At 62.1% G+C, this 17,112-nt stretch carries 17 protein-coding genes and 1 tRNA gene; 9 read left to right on the top strand and 9 right to left on the bottom strand.

Annotated features, from left to right (window positions below; translation table 11 throughout):
* Nucleotides 1-22: 22 nt before the first annotated feature.
* Nucleotides 23-1,378, bottom strand: coding sequence for a bifunctional UDP-N-acetylglucosamine diphosphorylase/glucosamine-1-phosphate N-acetyltransferase GlmU (gene glmU, locus ACPPVR_RS21905; protein ID WP_426608667.1), 1,356 nt, complete (start codon nucleotides 1,376-1,378; stop codon nucleotides 23-25).
* A 173-nt stretch (nucleotides 1,379-1,551) separates the two neighbouring features.
* Between glmU and ACPPVR_RS21900 the strand changes: the two genes are divergently transcribed.
* Complete coding sequence (locus ACPPVR_RS21900; protein WP_426608666.1) at nucleotides 1,552-2,934, top strand: hypothetical protein; 1,383 nt, start codon at nucleotides 1,552-1,554, stop codon at nucleotides 2,932-2,934.
* A 119-nt stretch (nucleotides 2,935-3,053) separates the two neighbouring features.
* Nucleotides 3,054-3,434: a hypothetical protein gene (locus tag ACPPVR_RS21895; RefSeq protein ID WP_426608665.1), complete on the top strand. Its 381-nt coding sequence runs from the start codon at nucleotides 3,054-3,056 to the stop codon at nucleotides 3,432-3,434.
* Here the strand turns inward: ACPPVR_RS21895 and ACPPVR_RS21890 are convergent.
* Nucleotides 3,394-4,953 carry a beta-(1-6) glucans synthase gene (locus ACPPVR_RS21890; RefSeq protein ID WP_426608664.1) on the bottom strand — a complete coding sequence of 520 codons (1,560 nt, stop codon included), beginning with the start codon at nucleotides 4,951-4,953 and terminating at the stop codon, nucleotides 3,394-3,396. The genes ACPPVR_RS21895 and ACPPVR_RS21890 overlap by 41 nt on opposite strands.
* A gap of 330 nt (nucleotides 4,954-5,283) precedes the next feature.
* Here ACPPVR_RS21890 and ACPPVR_RS21885 point away from each other — a divergent pair, with 330 nt between their 5' ends.
* The 6 genes from ACPPVR_RS21885 to ACPPVR_RS21860 all read left to right on the top strand — a co-directional run bounded on the left by ACPPVR_RS21885 (nucleotide 5,284) and on the right by ACPPVR_RS21860 (nucleotide 10,099).
* Nucleotides 5,284-5,874, top strand: coding sequence for a beta-1-3, beta-1-6-glucan biosynthesis protein (locus ACPPVR_RS21885; protein ID WP_426608663.1), 591 nt, complete (start codon nucleotides 5,284-5,286; stop codon nucleotides 5,872-5,874).
* Between the two features lie 222 nt (nucleotides 5,875-6,096).
* Nucleotides 6,097-8,760: a glycosyltransferase gene (locus tag ACPPVR_RS21880; RefSeq protein WP_426608662.1), complete on the top strand. Its 2,664-nt coding sequence runs from the start codon at nucleotides 6,097-6,099 to the stop codon at nucleotides 8,758-8,760.
* 306 nt (nucleotides 8,761-9,066) lie between these two features.
* Nucleotides 9,067-9,142, top strand: a tRNA-Lys gene (locus ACPPVR_RS21875).
* 32 nt (nucleotides 9,143-9,174) lie between these two features.
* Nucleotides 9,175-9,435, top strand: coding sequence for a hypothetical protein (locus ACPPVR_RS21870; RefSeq protein WP_426608661.1), 261 nt, complete (start codon nucleotides 9,175-9,177; stop codon nucleotides 9,433-9,435).
* 48 nt (nucleotides 9,436-9,483) lie between these two features.
* On the top strand, nucleotides 9,484-9,678 hold the full coding sequence (locus ACPPVR_RS21865; RefSeq protein ID WP_426608660.1) for a hypothetical protein: 195 nt from the start codon (nucleotides 9,484-9,486) through the stop codon (nucleotides 9,676-9,678).
* A 124-nt stretch (nucleotides 9,679-9,802) separates the two neighbouring features.
* Nucleotides 9,803-10,099, top strand: a complete 297-nt coding sequence (locus ACPPVR_RS21860; RefSeq protein ID WP_426608659.1) for a hypothetical protein — start codon at nucleotides 9,803-9,805, stop codon at nucleotides 10,097-10,099.
* 17 nt (nucleotides 10,100-10,116) lie between these two features.
* Here ACPPVR_RS21860 and ACPPVR_RS21855 read toward each other — a convergent pair whose 3' ends face one another.
* From ACPPVR_RS21855 to ACPPVR_RS21835, 5 genes are all read right to left on the bottom strand, one after another.
* A complete protein-coding gene (locus ACPPVR_RS21855; RefSeq protein WP_426608658.1) occupies nucleotides 10,117-10,617 on the bottom strand; it encodes a hypothetical protein in 501 nt (166 codons plus the stop codon).
* Between the two features lie 178 nt (nucleotides 10,618-10,795).
* A complete protein-coding gene (locus ACPPVR_RS21850) occupies nucleotides 10,796-10,939 on the bottom strand; it encodes a hypothetical protein (RefSeq protein ID WP_426608657.1) in 144 nt (47 codons plus the stop codon).
* A gap of 181 nt (nucleotides 10,940-11,120) precedes the next feature.
* Nucleotides 11,121-12,002, bottom strand: a complete 882-nt coding sequence (locus tag ACPPVR_RS21845; protein WP_426608656.1) for a hypothetical protein — start codon at nucleotides 12,000-12,002, stop codon at nucleotides 11,121-11,123.
* A gap of 34 nt (nucleotides 12,003-12,036) precedes the next feature.
* Nucleotides 12,037-12,192: a hypothetical protein gene (locus tag ACPPVR_RS21840; protein WP_426608655.1), complete on the bottom strand. Its 156-nt coding sequence runs from the start codon at nucleotides 12,190-12,192 to the stop codon at nucleotides 12,037-12,039.
* The gene (locus ACPPVR_RS21835) at nucleotides 12,189-12,818 is read right to left on the bottom strand and encodes a GH25 family lysozyme (protein WP_426608654.1); all 630 of its coding nucleotides are present in this window, start codon (nucleotides 12,816-12,818) and stop codon (nucleotides 12,189-12,191) included. Before ACPPVR_RS21835 ends, ACPPVR_RS21840 begins: the two co-directional genes overlap by 4 nt.
* 152 nt (nucleotides 12,819-12,970) lie before the next feature.
* Here ACPPVR_RS21835 and ACPPVR_RS21830 point away from each other — a divergent pair, with 152 nt between their 5' ends.
* A complete protein-coding gene (locus ACPPVR_RS21830; RefSeq protein ID WP_426608653.1) occupies nucleotides 12,971-14,155 on the top strand; it encodes an acyltransferase family protein in 1,185 nt (394 codons plus the stop codon).
* On the opposite strand, the gene ACPPVR_RS21825 is transcribed toward ACPPVR_RS21830, so the two are convergent.
* Nucleotides 14,075-16,132: a hypothetical protein gene (locus ACPPVR_RS21825; RefSeq protein WP_426608652.1), complete on the bottom strand. Its 2,058-nt coding sequence runs from the start codon at nucleotides 16,130-16,132 to the stop codon at nucleotides 14,075-14,077. The two genes, ACPPVR_RS21830 and ACPPVR_RS21825, sit on opposite strands and share 81 nt — an antisense overlap.
* Nucleotides 16,133-16,307: 175 nt before the next feature.
* Nucleotides 16,308-17,099, bottom strand: a complete 792-nt coding sequence (locus ACPPVR_RS21820) for a hypothetical protein (RefSeq protein ID WP_426608651.1) — start codon at nucleotides 17,097-17,099, stop codon at nucleotides 16,308-16,310.
* Nucleotides 17,100-17,112: the final 13 nt, after the last annotated feature.

The following is a 17,112-nucleotide window of genomic DNA, read 5'->3' as shown; positions in this document are numbered from 1 at the left end:
GTCCGCTCGCTCACTTCTCCGGCTACTTTTCTGGCTTCTTGCCGCGCGTCTTCATCTCGCGATAGCGCGCGGCGCCGCCTTCGCGGATGGTCTGCGGGCTGCGCTCCAGCGCCATGGCGTCGTCAGGCACGTCGCGCGTGATCACCGAGCCCGAGCCGATATAGGCGCCGTTGCCGATTTTCACTGGCGCGACCAGCGAGGAGTTGGTGCCGACGAAGGCGCCCTGCCCGATCACCGTCTTGTGCTTGTTGAAGCCATCGTAATTGCAGGTGATGGTGCCGGCGCCGATGTTGGAATTGGCGCCGATGGTGGCATCCCCAATGTAGGAGAGATGGTTGACCTTGACGCCGGCCTCCAGCGTCGCGGCCTTGGTCTCCACGAAATTGCCGATGCGCGCACCATCGCCGAGCGAGGTGCCGGGACGAAGCCGCGCATAAGGGCCGATCGAGACGTTCTTGCCGAGCGTTGTCTGCACGATGTGCGAGAACGAGTGGATCACCGTTCCGTCGGCGATCGACACGCCGGGGCCGATCACGACGAACGGCTCGATAGTGATGTCCTTGCCGAACAATGTGTCGGCGGAGAGATAAACGGTCTCTGGAGCGATCAGCGTGACGCCGGCTTCCATCGCTGCCTTGCGCAGCCGCGCCTGCATCACGGCTTCTGCCTCGGCGAGCTGCGCCTTGGTGTTGATGCCGCGCACTTCGTCCTCACTCGTCTCGATCACCACGGACTCCCATCCCTGTTCGCGGACGATGCCGACTGCGTCCGTGAGATAATACTCGCCCTTCGAATTCGCATGGCCGATCTTCTCGAGGATCGTGAGCGCGCGGCGCCCGTCGATCGCCATCACGCCGGCATTGCACAGATCGATCTTGCGCTCCTCGGCGCTGGCGTCGGCCTGCTCGCGGATCGCGACCAGACGATCACCCTCGACGATGAAGCGGCCATAGCCGGTGGGATCCGCGGCGCGAAAACCGAGTGCGGCAATCGCGGCACCCCTGGCGAGCGGCGCGCGCAGCCGCGCAAAGGTCTCGGCCGAGATCAGCGGCGTATCGCCGAACGCGATCAGGAGGTCATCGACGCCCCGCGCGATGGCCTCGCGCGCCGCCAGCACCGCATGCGCGGTGCCGAGCCGCTCCGCCTGCACGAAGGTGAGCACGTCGGGGCGGATGCGCCTGGCTTCATCGGCGACGGCCTGGTGATCGGGACCGATCACGACCGCGAGCGAGGTGCCGGTTCCCTTGGGTGCCGCGGCGAGCACATGGGCGAGCAGGCTCTGGTGTGCGACGGGATGAAGCACTTTCGGCAGGCTCGATCGCATGCGCGTGCCTTCGCCGGCGGCGAGCACGATCGTGAGGCTTGAGCGGACGGTCATCGAAATCCTGTCAGATACGGCCGAATCGATTGGCGGCGGCAGGGCCAATGCTGTCGCAAGCTATCGCCTTGCTACCCCCGCAATCGCCCGGAATTCAAGTGCGAGTGGGTTTTCCTGTTAATGTTCCCTGATTGATTCGGGGAAGCCGGACAGGGGCTGGGCACTTAACGTTCATGGCAAAGGATTCCGACCCACTGGCGGATGCCTTCGGCGCCAAGGAGACCGGCGGGCTGTTCTCCGGACTTTTGGCCGAGGAAAGCACGTTCGACCGCCGCATGATGTGGCGGCTTGGCTCATGGGGCGTGGGGGCCGTCGGCGCCGTCGTCCTGGCGGTGTTCGCCAACCAGGCTCAGCTCGGCTGGCGCCGCGAACAGGTCGCCTCGGTCGATCTGTCGCGCCAGGCCGACCGGCTCCAGATCCTGACCAAGGACAGCCAGAACGAGGCCCGCCGCCTTGCCTCCGCGATCGAGACGCTGAACAGCGATCGCGACCGGCTCTATTCGCGCGTCACCGTGCTGGAGCAAGGGCTGGAGTCCGTGACCGGCGCCGTCGCCAAGCAGACCGCTGCGCCGGTTACAGCGCCGCAGGCCTCCGCAGCGAAACCGCAGGACACGCCGGCACCTGACGCGCAGCCCGCGCTCACAGCGCCCAGCGTCGCGCCAGTCGCCTCAACGCCGGCTCCATCATCCCGCGACAAGCAGCGCGCGGCAGCCGCAAAGGAACAGGCGAAGGAGCCGCCAAAAGACACTGCGAAGGAGGCTGCAAACGAACAGCCGAGCCCACCGCCGCAGACCGCAGCGGCGGCCTCGCTCGTGCCGTTGACGACGTCGGCAATCCCGATCCTTCCGCTGGTGCCATCAAAGTCGTTGATGGCGCCGCCCGATCCCGCCGCATCGAAACTGATTCAGCCCGAGACGACAGAGAAGGCCGCCGATAAGAAACCCGAAACGGCGCCCGCGGCCACGGAAGTCGCAGCGACATCCGCCAAGCCGCCGGAAGCAATTGAAGCCGAGTCTCCCGCGATCGCCGTCCAGCAGACGCGCTTTGCGATTGACCTCGGCGGCGCCAACTCGCTCGACGGCTTGCGCGCGCTCTGGCGCGGGTTGAGCAAGTCCAACCCGGACATCGCGGCCCTGCGTCCGATTATCATGATCAAGGAAGGCAACACCGGCCTCGGCATGCAGCTCCGCTTGGGGGCCGGTCCCCTCGTCAACGCCGCGGCCGCCGCAAAACTCTGCGCCGGCCTCGCCGAGAGCGACCGCCACTGCGAGACCACCGTGTTCGACGGCCAGCGGCTGTCGATGCGCGGACAGGAGAAGCAGGACAAGGGATCGGACAAGACGTCCGAGAAGAGCCAGGACGCCGTCCCGCAGGCCGAGACCACGCCTGCCACCGCCGCCACCGCCAAACCCGACAAGCACCGCCGCAGCTATTCCTCCAAGCGCACGAAGCGCGAGGAGCCCGCACCTGCGCCCGCGGTGCAACCGGCGGCGGCCGCACCGGCCAAGCCGGAGGCGTCGGCGGGATCGACGTTGTCGTCGTTCTTCAGGCGGTAGCTGACTCCAAAAGCGCTACACGCACGTTCGACAGATCAGCTGAATTCTCTCGCGCACACCAGCGAGAAACTTCGACCTTCTCTGTTGCTCGCCCGCGGCTTCGCGACCATATTGCCCCCATGACAAAAAAGCCGTTCCGCCTCACGCCCTATCAGGTGCAGTTCCTCATCGTCGTCGGTTTCGTCACCGTCGGCTGGGCGCTCTATGTGCGCTATCTCGCGGTCGAGTTCTCGCAAGTGGCGCTCGCATGCGATGCCGGCTTGCAGACCATGATCTGCAAGGCGCGCACGGTGTCGACGTCGCTGTTCAAGAATTCGGTGTTCGGCATCGTCGCGCTAGTGATCGCGACGCTGAACCTGATGCGGCCCTCGATCGTGCTGCTCACGCTCGGCGTGATCGCAGCCGGCCTCGGCATCGTGCTCTACAACATCGTGCTGGCGGGGCTCGCGATCGGCCTGCTCATCCTCGGCTTTGCGCGGCCCGCGCCCGCCACAGCGTGAGCGCGAACAGCAAATAGATCGCGCAGGTCCACATCGCCTGCCAGTTCTCGCGGCCTTCGTTCAGAAAAATATAGGCCGCCGACAGCGCCAGCACGCCTGCGAACACCGCTTCCGCAATCGGACGCACGCCGATCTGCGGCCGGTTCAGCATCAGTAGCGCGAACGGCACCACCGCCATCGTCAGAGAGGCATAGGGGAAGTCGCGGTAGCGCGGATCAAACACGAAGCCGAGCGCGGTCTCGGTTGCGATTACGGCCGTCACCGCCAGCGTCAGGCCGAGCACGGCGGTGAGCTTCGACCATTTCCGTTCCTCGCGCGGACCGAGAATATCGAGGAAGGTCGGCAGGCTGCGGCCGATGACGATCGCCTGCGCGCAGAAGATCGGCGACAGGATGCCGGCCAGGAGCAACGTGCCCCATTGCAGCCAACCGCCCCAGCCGTAGCTCTCATAAAACATCTTGTCGGCGGCGATCCCAAGCAGGATGCCCGCCGATGTCGCGGAGATGCCGACGCCGAGCCAGGCCGAGAAGCGCGGCGTCCAGGGCCTGCGCCGCAGCGTCAGGCCTGCGACCGCGAACACCAGCACGCTGAGGCCCATGCCGGCGCCCATGTACCATTTCCAGAAGGGGAAATTGCTGATCGGCTCGCCCGGCGGATATTTGAGCTGCCGCCGCACGGAATCGAACAGGCCCCAATAGCCGCCGACGGTGCCTTCGAGCCGGCGCTTCCAGGGCTGGTCATAAGCCTCGATCAGATTGACGCGAAACTTTTGCGCTTTCGCAAGGCCGAGGATTTCCGAGACCACGCGCGCCTGGTTGGTGCGTGACGGCAGCGCGCCCTCGCGCATGCGTCCTTCGCTCGGCCAGCCGGTCTCGCCGATCAAAATCTCCTTGCGGGGAAACGCGACCGCCATGCGCTCGCGGATCGCCTCGACATGGGAGGCGGCGAATTTCGCGCGCACCGGCACGTCTTCCCAGTAAGGCAGGATGTGGATCGTGACGAAGTCGACGGCGTCGTAGACCTCGCGGTTCTTCAACCAATATTCCCAGACGTCGGCATAGGTGACGGGCACGCTGACCTGCGCCTTCACCGAACGGATGATCGCGGTGAGGTCCGACGTCGTCATCTCCCCGCGCAGCAGCACCTCGTTGCCGACGACGAGCGCGGAGATGATACCGGGGAAGTCCTTGGTGAGGCGGACCGCGGTCGCCACCTGCGCAAAATTCTTGGCGCGGTTGCTGCCGAGCCAGATGCCCTGGATCACCTTCAGCCCGCCGATCCTGGCGGCAACCGCCGGCACCTGGTCGAGCCCGTTCTCGATCGAATAGGTGCGAACGCAGTCGGTGATCTCCTTGAGCTGGCGCAGATCCTGCTCAAGCTGGTCGGCCTCGATATGGGTCCATTCGTTCAGCGGCGTCTGATCGCCGCGGAACGGCGCGTAGGAGACGCATTGGACCTTGTCATTGGGATCGATGGGCGCGCGCGCGAGCGTGATCGGCGTGGCCAGCCACCACCACACGGCAGCAATCGCACAGAGGGAGATGAGCAGGAGCGCCACTGGCGTACGAAGTGAAATCGGTTCCGTCCTCCGCGAAGGGTCCGTCGATTACCTGCTCGCGCGCCATCTGCCAAGGGGGGAACGCCGGCGAGCGGCGCCCTCTCCCCGGCGAATTGGCCTGCGGCCGTTCGACCAAGCCATAGGATCGTGACTTTGCTGGACAAAAATCCAAATAAAGGCCATGGAATTTTGCGGGACTTTTCCGCCGCATTGGAGACCCATTTGGACGCCATCACCACCGCGTCCGCGAGGTCCTCCGCGCGGGCGGTCAGCTGAGATATTGGGGAATTCATGCGGCGACGGGTGTTCGAGTTACGAAATGCGGCCCTGCGGCAGTTCGCCGCCACCTTGGCCGTCTCCTCCCTTGTCCTCCTGGCCAGCCTCGGTGGCGCGACCGCCCAGAGCGGAACGCCGACCCCGGATCAAGGCAAACAGCCGGCGGCACAGGCCACCGACGCAGCCAAGGATGCCAACCAGAAGCGGACTGACGAGTTCGCCGAGGCTGCCCGCACCATTAATGGCCCGGCCGGCAATCCCGAATGCGTCTGGCTCGGCCGTCGCGCGGTTCAGTTGATGTACAGGGACGACCTCGATACCGCCTTCCGCCACATCGATCTTTACGACCGCTTCGGCTGCCCCGGCGGTCACATCCAGGCCGCGTTCCGCTGCCTGACCCGCTTCCTCACCCAGATCGACGACAAGGTCCCGAACAGCCTGAATAATCTAACCCAGGCCTGCTGGATCAACCCGGCTGCGCAGCCGCAGCAGACAGCCGCGGCCGCCTCGCCGTCGCCCGCACCGACCAACAGCAATTCGCAGCCCCCCCAGCCGGCCGCGAGCCCCGCGCCTGCGGCAAGCCCGACGCCCGCCCCCCAGAAATAGCCGCGATCGTTTCAGCCTCCGTTCAGGAACGATCAGCGATAGCAACTGACGGCACTGCCGCGCGTTGACCGGACCGGACAAGGCCATGCCCTGATAAGGACATGAGGCCATGACAGTTGAGAAACCGCGCGGCAGAGGTATGCTCCACTTGCCGCGGACTCGGTCGGATCTAGGGGTCGGATCCGCTTCCCTGCCATTTCAGCCCCTTTTGGTTTAGCCGCGATGCGCGTTGTCGCCGCCGTTCTGTTGCTTGTGTCCGTGCTCCACGCCGGCATCTGGGGAGTCTTGCGCGACAAGCAACCCGCGCCCGACTTCAAGGGCCTGTTGCCCAGCCTGTCTTATACGCCGTTCGAGCCGGGACATGTTGTCGACAGCAACGTCGACCCCGACAAGATACGAGCCGATCTGAAAAAGCTCTCGACCCTCACCCGCGCCATCCGATCTTACTCCGCGACCGAAGGCAACGAATTGGTGCCGCCGATCGCTGCCGAGTTCGGGCTCAAAGTCACGGTCGGTGCCTGGATCGGCAAGGATCCGGAGCGCAACGAGCGAGAGATCAAGGCTGCCATCGCGCTCGCCCGCAAGAACAGCAACGTGAACGGCGTCGTCGTCGGTAACGAGGTGATCTACCGCGGCGAGCAGAAGGTCGAAGACCTCATCGAGATGATCAAGCAGGTAAAGGGCGCGGTGCGCGTTCCCGTCACCACCGGCGAGATATGGAACATCTGGCGCGACAACCCCGACCTCGCCTCCAACGTCGACTTCATCGCCGCCCACGTGCTGCCCTATTGGGAGAACTTCCGGTCGGACCAGGCGGTCGATCAGGGCGTCGACCGCTATAACCTCTTGCGGAACCTGTTCCCCGGCAAGCGCATCGTGATCGCCGAGTTCGGCTGGCCGAGCGCGGGTTATAACTTACGCAACGCCGACCCCGGTCCGTTCCAGCAGGCGCTGACGCTACGCAACTTCGTCAGCCGCGCCGAAGCCCTCGGCATGGAATACAACATCGTCGAAGCCATCGATCAGCCCTGGAAGTACTTTGAGGGCGGCGTCGGTCCGTACTGGGGCATCCTCAATGCCAACCGGGAGCCGAAATTCGCCTGGACCGGTCCGATCGTGAATCCCGACTATTGGAAGCTGATGACGATCGCGCTCTTGGTCGGCGTCCTGCTGTCGCTGCCGATCCTGCGGCTGGAGCAGCCGACCGCCAAGCAGGCCTTCCTGCTGTCGGCCACTGCCAACGGCGTCGGCGCCTGGGCTGCAACCGTGTTCGCGTTCTGGAATACGCACTATTTCGTCTTCGGCTCGGCCTTCGCGCTGACCCTCGGCATGATCCTGCTTGTCCCGCTGGTGCTGATCGCGATGGCCCGCATCGACGAGATCGCCGCGGTCGCGCTTGGCCGGCCGCCGCAGCGGCTGCTCAGCAAGAGCAAGCCGATCGCTGACGTGCCGGAGAATTACTATCCGAAGGTCTCGATCCACATCCCGGCGTATTTCGAGCCGGTCGAGATGCTCAAGCAGACGCTCGATGCGCTGTCGCGGCTCGATTATCCGAACTACGAATGCGTGGTCATCATCAACAACACGCCGGACCCGGCCTTCTGGCAGCCGATCCAGGATCACTGCCGTGCGCTCGGCGAACGCTTCAAATTCATCAACGCCGAGAAGGTGCAGGGTTTCAAGGCCGGCGCGCTGCGCATCGCCATGGACCGCACCGCTGTGGATGCCGAGATCATCGGCATCCTCGACGCCGACTATGTCGTCGAGCCCGACTGGCTGAAGGATCTCGTGCCTGCCTTCGCCGATCCGCGCGTTGGCCTGGTGCAGGCGCCGCAGGAGCATCGCGACGGCGATCTGTCGATCATGCACTACATCATGAACGGCGAATATGCCGGCTTCTTCGACATCGGCATGGTCCAGCGCAACGAGGTCAGCGCCATCATCGTGCACGGCACGATGTGCCTGATCCGCCGCGCTGCGATGGACATGGCCGGCGGCTGGTCGTCCGATACGATCTGCGAGGATTCAGATCTCGGCCTTGCGATCCAGCAGCTCGGCTGGGTCACCCACTACACCAACCACCGCTATGGCCGGGGCCTGCTGCCCGACACCTACGAGGCCTTCAAGAAGCAGCGTCACCGCTGGGCCTATGGCGGCCTCCAGATCGTGAAGAAGCACTGGCGCCGCTTCCTGCCCGGCGCGAGCCGGCTGACGCCTGATCAGAAGCGCGAATATGGCCTTGGCTGGCTGAACTGGCTGGGGGCCGAAAGCCTCGGTGTGGTTGTGGCCCTGCTCAACCTCGTCTGGGTGCCGATCGTGGCCTTTGCCGACATCGCCATCCCCGACAAGATTTTGACGCTGCCGATCATCGCCGCCTTCATCGTCTCGCTCGTGCACTTCCTGTCGATGTACCGGGCGCGCGTCGCGATCAAACCCGGCCAGATGCTCGGCGCCATGATCGCCGCGATGAGCGTGCAATGGACGGTGTCGCGCGCGGTCGCGCAGGGATTGATCACCGAACACATTGCGTTCGCGCGCACCTCCAAGGGCGGCCTGTCGCGGATGTCGATCGAATTCCAGGCGTTCTGGGAGGCCGTGATCGGCGCCCTGCTCCTGATCGGCGCCGGCGTGCTAATCGCCTCCAACAGTTTCCGGCAGATCACCGAGATCTACATCTTCGCCGGCGTCCTGGTGCTGCAAAGCCTGCCGTTCCTGGCCGCGGTAGCCATCGCCATCCTCGAGCTCAGCCGCATCAACTCGTTCCAGTTCTGGCGCGACAGCGCGATCCGCACTGCCGAGCTGATTGGCCTGCGTCCGGTCGCCCTGCCGACCTCCGTCGGTTCCTCGCAGCCGGTGCCGAGCGAGGTGCGGCAAGAGGCGAACTAATCCCCGGTAGATCGGAGGGCTTGCCGGGCCGCTCTTCAACGTGGATGACGCGGGCAATCGGGTTGAAAATCCCGCGCTAAGCGCTGGAAACGCCGGAGGAATCCCCGCCCCTGCCACCAACTTCGGCAGCCGCGCGCGCTATTGACCTCCGCAGCCACTCCCCCTACACAGCGCGAGCCGAAAGCATGATCCGGAAACACCCCTACCGGTTTTCCCCGCGACGCGAGTTCAACGTTGCGGCAAGACATGCTTCTCGAATGTCCGACGGCGATGGCGATCGATCGTAAAGCCATCCAGCGGCCATGGGAGCGCGTAGCTCAGCCGGTAGAGCACGTGACTTTTAATCACGGGGTCCTGGGTTCGAGCCCCAGCGCGCTCACCAAACAAAATCAACAGCTTACGCCAAATTATGGATTGACTAAAAAGGCCCTGTGTCTGCACCGTGTCTGCAAATCGATTGCCGACCTGAGCGCCCAGGATCGCCGCGCGATAGTTGCTCGCGATTACCAGCAAGCCAGCCCGCTCAAGCGGCAGCGTGCCCTCCCCGGCCGCCAGATCCAGGCAGATGCGCCCCATGCGCGCGAGCTCGTCGATGTCATGCTGATCCTGCCCCATGTCGCCGATCGACTCCTCCTCGCGGGGGCGCGTCAACAACCCTGTTGCAGGTTGACATGATTTGCGTTAGGCGCCCTTCGCCTAGAAAAAGTGAGAAAAGGACCTTTTATGGCCATCCAATCCGGCGGTATCGATGCAGATCTCATGGTGATCCAAAAAGCGGTGGGAGGTCTGCAGTTCGCGATTCAATGTCGCGACAAAGCCCTCGCCCACTCAATTATCGAAGCTTTGATCAAGCGGCCGAACAGCGACATGGCGAACGAAGTCGGCCGTGCGATGGAGAAGTGGGTTCAACATTTTTGATGCTTGAGCGCGGGACCCCGATCCCGCGCTTATCCACACCCACGACGCGCAGTAGCTCGCGCGCATTCATAGCCCCCACCCGTTGAGAATTTGACTCTGGCTTGCGCCGCGTTTCGATGGCGGGATGCCGAGCCCAGTCCGACGCCACACGCCCACCCGCGCCGACGGCAGGCCGGTCAAGATCACCTTCGGCAACATGCGCGACGCCGGCGTGCGCGGCGTCCTGGTCTATTGCGCGGACTACCGATGCAGCCATAGCGTGGCGCTACCGGCCGATGCCTGGGGCGACGAAGTGCGACTGTCGGATATCGAGCCGCGGTTTGTGTGTTCTGCTTGTGGCCGGCGTGGTGCCGACGTTCGGCCGGACTTCAATTGGAATGGCGCCATCAAGGGCGGCATGGGGTATCGAAACACGACATGACCAATGGCTGGGGGCCTTCACTTCGAGTCTAAGCCCGTGATCCACGCAGGCATCTCGTCGGGAAGTCCGAGATTTTTCCGAAACACCCGGATTCGAAATTCCTGCTCGGACAAATATCGAAGATATGCCTCCCGCTCTGCCTCCCGCTTATAGGCCCCGACTTGGACGCCAAGGAAGAGGGTGACGACAAAGATGAACGCGGAATAGCCCACCACGATTTTGAAGCGGTTATCTGATCCAAAAACATAAACCATAAGGCCGGCTAGCAAGGCCAGCACTGCCGGGAGAACGCTGCCTATCGCCGATGATCTACTCAAGCCCGTTAGATTGCCGGCCAGAAATGCAATTAGCGAAACCGGGAGCGTGAAGAAAAAATAGTAGGTTAAGATCTTCCAATAGCTGGGCGCGCCGGAAGACAAACGCAGAAACGCAGCAAAACCTGCAGCGAGACCCAAGCAGCACGCTGCGGGCAACGCGAGAGAGTACACCGTGAACAGCAAGGGGTTGAAAGCGTACACGGGCTAAAAACCGAAACCTCGGAGAATCTTCGTTGGATCACGGATGATGTCGGCGGGGAAGCCACCAGCGCCCGGTAGCACTGGAGGAGTGTCCTCCCGCGCTCCCCTCGGCGGTTCAGAAAAGGTTGTACAGGAAGCAATGCTCACACATTGCCGCAGCAGCGCTTGTTCCGATTGGTCAAGAGCGATCGTAGCGGACCTGGAGCAAATTGTCCTGCACGTTGAAATCGATGCCGCCTGTTGGGCGTTCGCGCCCGATAAGCCACACCGGCAGAGCAACGAAACCAAAAAAAGCATCCCAAAGGATATACAGAGCCTGCACCTCATCACCGGCCCTCCCAAAAACCTAACCAGAGTTGCTCAACTAAAAAGCGAATTCAAGGTCAAATTGAATCTACAGAGGCAAAAGGGCGCTAGACCGAGGCCTACCGCCCTCTCGTGTCATCGCTCTAGTCGTCGATGCGTCTGCCGGTCGCGCTTTCTGATCCTGCGGCTGCGGCGCTTCATGCCCCTCGCTCCTCGAGGATCTCCCGAACCATGGTCCTTATCATCTGTTGATCAGCCAGTGGCATGGTCGAGACCACGGCGGCGAACTCGCTCCCGGTCGAGTTGGGGCTCAGCACGATCGGGTCCCTCTCGAAGATGCGCCCGCGGCCATCGAGCAGCCATTCTGGGTTCACGCCGTGCCGTTCGAGGAAGCTGCCGATTTCCTCGTGCTTGAGCGTCAGGGCCGGCTTGATCTCTTCCTCGGAAAGATCGCGGGAAGCCGCAATGTCCCTGATGCGCCGCCGCATGGCTTCATTGAACTCGCGTCTGCGGGCCATCCTCTCGCTATTGGTGCGGCGCGTCGGATGCGTCGCGGTGACATCGGCGATGGCCTTGTCGACGAGCTCCTTGGTAATGGTCTGTACCTTCGAATTGAAGGCGCTGAGCGCGGTATCCAATCCGCCGGTGGTCGAAACCGGGGCCTCCTGTTTCGCCGATCCGGTCGCTGTGGCAATGTCCTTGGCGATGTTCCCGGTCAGCTTCGGTGCCTGCGCGAACGCCGGAGCGCCTGCCAGAAACGCCGACAGGACGAAGGCGACCAGCAGCATCTTGACCACGGTCGGCGTGATGGAGGCCTTTGCGGTTATCTCCTTGGCGGTCTCGACGGCCGCGGGGACCGTCTTGGATGCGGTGAGCTTCTTCAGGAGAGCGGCGACCTCGGCCTGCCCGTCCTTCTGCCACCACGACCACACCACGCCGGCGATCACCATACCGCCGCCGATGAAGGCCGACGTGTCGCTCGACTGAATGTAGCCGCCCGCGACCAGCGCGCCGCCGGCTGACGTCAGGAAATGCCGGACGATGCCGGCGAGGATGGGTTTCAATGCGTCCGAGTCCATGATCGTCTCCTATCCGCCGCCGTGACCGAGAGGATTACCGGCCCAGGGCCAAAACAGATGTGCTGCCAAAATTCCTGCAAACAGGAGCGCGAGAGCGTGTTGATCCGATCCGGATGGCGGAAGGCCAAGACTCGAACACCGCGAAGAACGCGATGGCGGCGAGGATGCCGATGATCCAGGGAATATTCATGCCCACTCCATCGCGAGTTGTTCGCGCGTGCCAGCGTAGGCATTCAGGTCGATGCCACCATTTCCCGCGACGATGCCGGGAATGTTGTGCGGCGGCGGCCCGACACCATCGCCGGTGTACTGCCACAACCAACAGTTTGAGAACCCGGCCGGCAGATGCGCCACCGGACCGTACTGGCAGAGCCAAAGTCGGTGCGATGTCAGGTAGGCGCGATCCTCGGGACCAAGCTTGCCCATCGTTTCCTTGAGGCGATTGCCGGAATAGATTGCCCCCTTGCGCCCAAGCTTCTGCTCGAGCAAATGCAGGAACTCGACCGCCTGTTGGGCAGACATGTTCGAAGGACGATTGTCCTCGAAATCGAGGACCATAAGCGTCTCGTCATCCGGCTGGGCAGCCTTCAGGAAATTGTCGATCTGGAGTGGGACAGGGTCGCCGGTATTGAAATGGTATGCGCCCCAAAGCAGGCCTGCCGCTGCCGCCAGCTTGCGCCGGCCGGTATAGTCGGGGTCAACATAGGCCCGCCCCTGGCTGGCCTTGTGGATGATGCCCCAAAGGCCGGCTGCGGCTGCCGCCCCGAGGTCTTCCACCACATTGTGGTGGCTGATATCTGCGACGCGCGGCTGCATAGCGGGCTCCGTTTCCAGCCCACCTCGTCCCAGTTGTGGCCGCCCAGCAACGCACCGCAAGAAAACATAGATTGCGGGCTTCTCGCGTCCTTTACCCGGCCGGGTTGTAAGTGGTAATAGAACCGCCGTCGAAGTAGTGGGCGGGAACCGGTGTGGTCAACAAAAAACTCGATGCCTTGACTGCGTTGCGCTTTATTGCAGCGGCGGCGATCGTGACCGGCCATCTCAGCGATCACTTCCCTGTAGCAGCACCCATCGCCGTCTTCCCGTGGGGCTACGGAGTAAGCTTTTTCTTCGTGCTCTCAGGCTTTATCCTGAAATACGTCTATAGCGATCTGAGCAGACCTGGTGCTGTGCGGACATTTTTCGTCGCACGTATCGCGAGGATCTGGCCTCTCCATCTGGCGGCGCTGGCCTTCTTTTTGGCCTTTGTTCCGTCAAGCATCTGGCTCATCCAAAATTCCACCGGCAGCAGGCTCAATATTCTGCTGGCACAGATATTTCTCGTGCAGTCTCTCGTGCCTAAAGTGAGCTACGTGTTCTCGTTCAACGCAGTCTCATGGAGCATCTCGACGGAGATGTTTTTCTACCTCGCCTTCCCGTTCCTGCTGCACAAATGGGACACAACATGGCGCTGGAAATTCGCGGCTGTGATCGTAATCGCAGCTAGCATTTTAACGATTACAACGATGCTACCGATCGCATATGGACCCGCAAATCCTTCCGAAGTCGGCGCGGTTCCCTTCGGCTATATGTTCCCGGCGACCAGAATCGTGGAATTCATGCTCGGCATGATCGCTGCAACCGCCTTTCAAAACATAAGACCATCCGGGACGGCACTGAAGTGGACACTGCTTGAGATCGCGACAATCGCCGCATTACCCGTTTGCTACTTCCTGCTGAGCGGTGCCCCTGCCGCTATCTTCGGAGTTGGTCTCTCCTCTACCTCGTGGAGCATGTACGCTCGGACAGCCGCATGCGCGCCCGCATTTGCGGTCTTGATTTTGGTCTTTGCCTTTCAGAAAGGCGGCATCTCTAATCTGGTGAGCGCGAGGCCGCTGGTGCTTCTCGGCGAAGCTAGCTACGCCCTGTACCTGGTCCATTATTCCCTGCTGATCATGCTGAGCGTCTACCAAGGATGGCTCCCGGCATTCTCGCAGATCACCTACATAGCTCTCTACGTCTCCGCCTGCATTGCAGCATCGTTTGCGCTTTGGTTTTTGGTGGAGATGCCGAGCCGCCGCGCGATCAAAAGACTAGTTGCCGGCCACAATCGACCAAGTGCTGCCGTTGGCAACCAGAGTTACGAACTTCCCTGCGGTAGTTCCAAGTATTGACGATGTAGCCGAGCCATTGAGCCCGATGATGTTCGACGAAGCGCTATTAACGGCCTGTGCTGCGTTGTTCACCAAGTATAGGGTCCGACTGGGATAGCGGGCGGCTGGGAGCAACGTGTACGTGAACGTTCCGCTGCCGTTGAAGTAGACGATGCTATCGCCAGGATTCTGCGTTGCACTCGTTCCTGTCAGCGCCGCGCCGCCTGTCGCAACGTCTTTGGTCGTCATATACTGCGTGCCGCCGCTGATGCCAGCGTAGCCTTGCAGCATGCTCGCACCAAACGACACGAGATCGAAATAGATCGGCGTGGCTGAATTGTTAGCCGTGATATTCTTGCCGGATCGGGACAACGTAGCAAAGAAGCCGTTGTTTGAGACGACGACGGGTCCGGGGAATGTGCTGTCGGTGACGATGAGGTCGGTCGTAGTTAATCCGCCAATGAAGCCACGATTATTGACGAAGTGAATGCCACCGCCAGTCGGGCCACCGGCGCCTAATAGATTGAAGCTACCCGCGAGTAGACCGCCCGCTTCAATGGCGCCTCCGGTGAATGTGCACGCTCCATAGGCGCCCGCCATGATGTCGTCGACGCATATGAATCCGTTGTTGACGGCGGTGTTAATAGTCTCGCCACCGTTCGTGTAGACCAGCCCACCGGTTGAGAGGACGTTGATCCCGCGCGTCTCCGACGTGAACGCAGCACTCGACGCGGTGCAGGCTTGGTTGACCGTGTAGGAACCGGAGGCCCCGAGAGAGCCACTCGACTGGCTGACGACGTAAGTATTGGCCGGGAAACCAGTTCCGGTCAGTATGTCGTAGAGGTCCAGATATCCTGCCGAGACGGTGACAGTAACTGTCGTTCCGGAGCAAGTGGCGCTCCCAGAGATGGCCCACGCACCGGACGAATGCGGGTCGACAACATTTTGCATATTGCTGATGCCGACGACCGCGTTGGTGGAATAAGCAGTGACGCCGCGCGCGACGTTGAAGAACATTCCATGCGAGATAACGATCTCGGACAGCGGGAGCGCCGATTGTGTGCGATCTCCGATGACAATCGCCTGACGGCAGTTCGAGTATTCCGCGAACCTGATGTCCTGATATTGAACGGAAGTTCCGGAACTCGACGACCAGACTTTCAGCGCGGAGACGATCTGCACATTGCTGTTGCAGTCGAGCTGAATGTTCCCATCAATCCGGCTGCCGTTGAAGTTCTTTAGTTCGAGGACGGCACTGAATGACCCGGCCGTGGTGAGCTTCAATCCGCCCTTCCCGGTCAGGCAGATATTGCCACTGCCGCCAATGATGCTCACGGTCGTCGTTGTGTTGTAGACGCCGTTAAACTGATAACACCGACCCGCAGAGACAGCGTCGGTAATGGCTTGTTGAATGTTCGCCGTGGTGCAGCCGCCGGAATAGGTCTCGCACATCACCGGCATGCGCTGAAGCTGCTGCTGCATGCTGGTTGCGGCCGGCGAGGCGTTCGTCGGCGTGAACGTCATCGTCTGCGGGTCAACCCACGTTCCATCGCCGCGCCACATCGTCGAGGAGGATGCGCTGGTGCCCCCATTCATCTGAGAGACGGCGATGTTGCTACTCAGGTCGGCGAACGACGGCTGCGTGCAGCCGGGTGTGCCAGCCGTGATTGCGGCCATCCATTGATGCGACGAACAGGCGGCTGAGTACAGGCTGGCGAGGCCGAGGAAGGTCCGCGCGGCCGAGGCCGAATATTCTCCTACCTTGCCGTTGTTGTCGTAGAGGATCTGCCCGTTAACACCGCCGTTGATCGGGGTATTCCCCACAGTCCACGGCAGCGATGAAAATGGAATGGCTTGTGCTGGACCGCTTCCCGGTCCGATGCCGATGCGGCCAATCACTGACTGGTTGGGGATCGCGTTAAATTGTTGAGCGATGGTTGGGGAAAGCCCGACGAATGCGACCGCGATCGCGACGGTACGAGCAAAGCTAGACAGCATTGGTGGTGACCGATGAAAATCATGACGGCCGCTTCTGGGCTGCCGTCAGTCCTCGGCCTTATCCTCGTCGGGGGGCCGCCTCCTTTCTCATTGCCTTGTCCACGATGGGGGGCGCTTACTGAACCGATCAGCCTTGTCCTTGCGGGGGCCGAACTCCTCGTAGTTCGTTGGACGCTTAATTTCCAAGTCGAATTGCGGTGATCATGGTGTCATGCAAACTGCCGCTTGCGTTTGCCTTCATGAAGCCGCCGGTGTTCGATGTGTCCGCACACTCAAGGCGCAAGTTGGCGGCGGGAGACGTGATTAAGCCTGAAAGGCTGATGGACACACTCGCGCTGGCCGCGACGCTTGCGCTTCGTGAACTTGCGACGACGTTGATGCCGTCCGTAATTCTGCAATTGAAGCTGGCCGCACCAGCGGTGTCCAGGACCGTAGCCGTGGCCGTCACAGACCATGTACCGGATGTTCCCTGGGTGATCGATGGTCCAGCGAAGTATGCCCCTATACTGTTGAGACTGACATCTGCGCCAAGCGAATTGCTCAAACCAGAAATGGGCAAGTTCGCCCATGACGGATTGGCGTTCGGTCCGTTGGTCGAAAGGAATTGGCCAGCAGGTCCCGGCGGTAGCGCACTCCATCCGGCAGTGTTGGTGCCCCGATAGATGACTGTCCCTTGCGTCGTGCCGAAAAGCTTGTCGAGCACCGCACTGATCGTGTTGTCGGCTGCCGGACCTGGCGCACCGCTGATGTTCGATCGAATCGTCCCATCAGGAGATGTCACACCTTGATTGTTAAGCGCAGTCGCCAGCTCCGACATCGTGACAGCATAGCCGGGAGCACCAATGCCCCTGAGATTGCCGACGAGTGTATAAGGCGGAAGGTTCGTCGGGAGATAGATTTGCGCGCTCGCGGGAGCTACGTACAGCAGCCCTACGAAAAATCCCACGCCCCGGATTAAATTCTTCATGTTCTATCGCTCA

The sequence above is a fragment of the Bradyrhizobium sp. McL0616 genome, assembly GCF_049993385.1.
Classification (GTDB): domain Bacteria; phylum Pseudomonadota; class Alphaproteobacteria; order Rhizobiales; family Xanthobacteraceae; genus Bradyrhizobium.
This window is presented reverse-complemented; position numbering and strand designations above follow the sequence as displayed.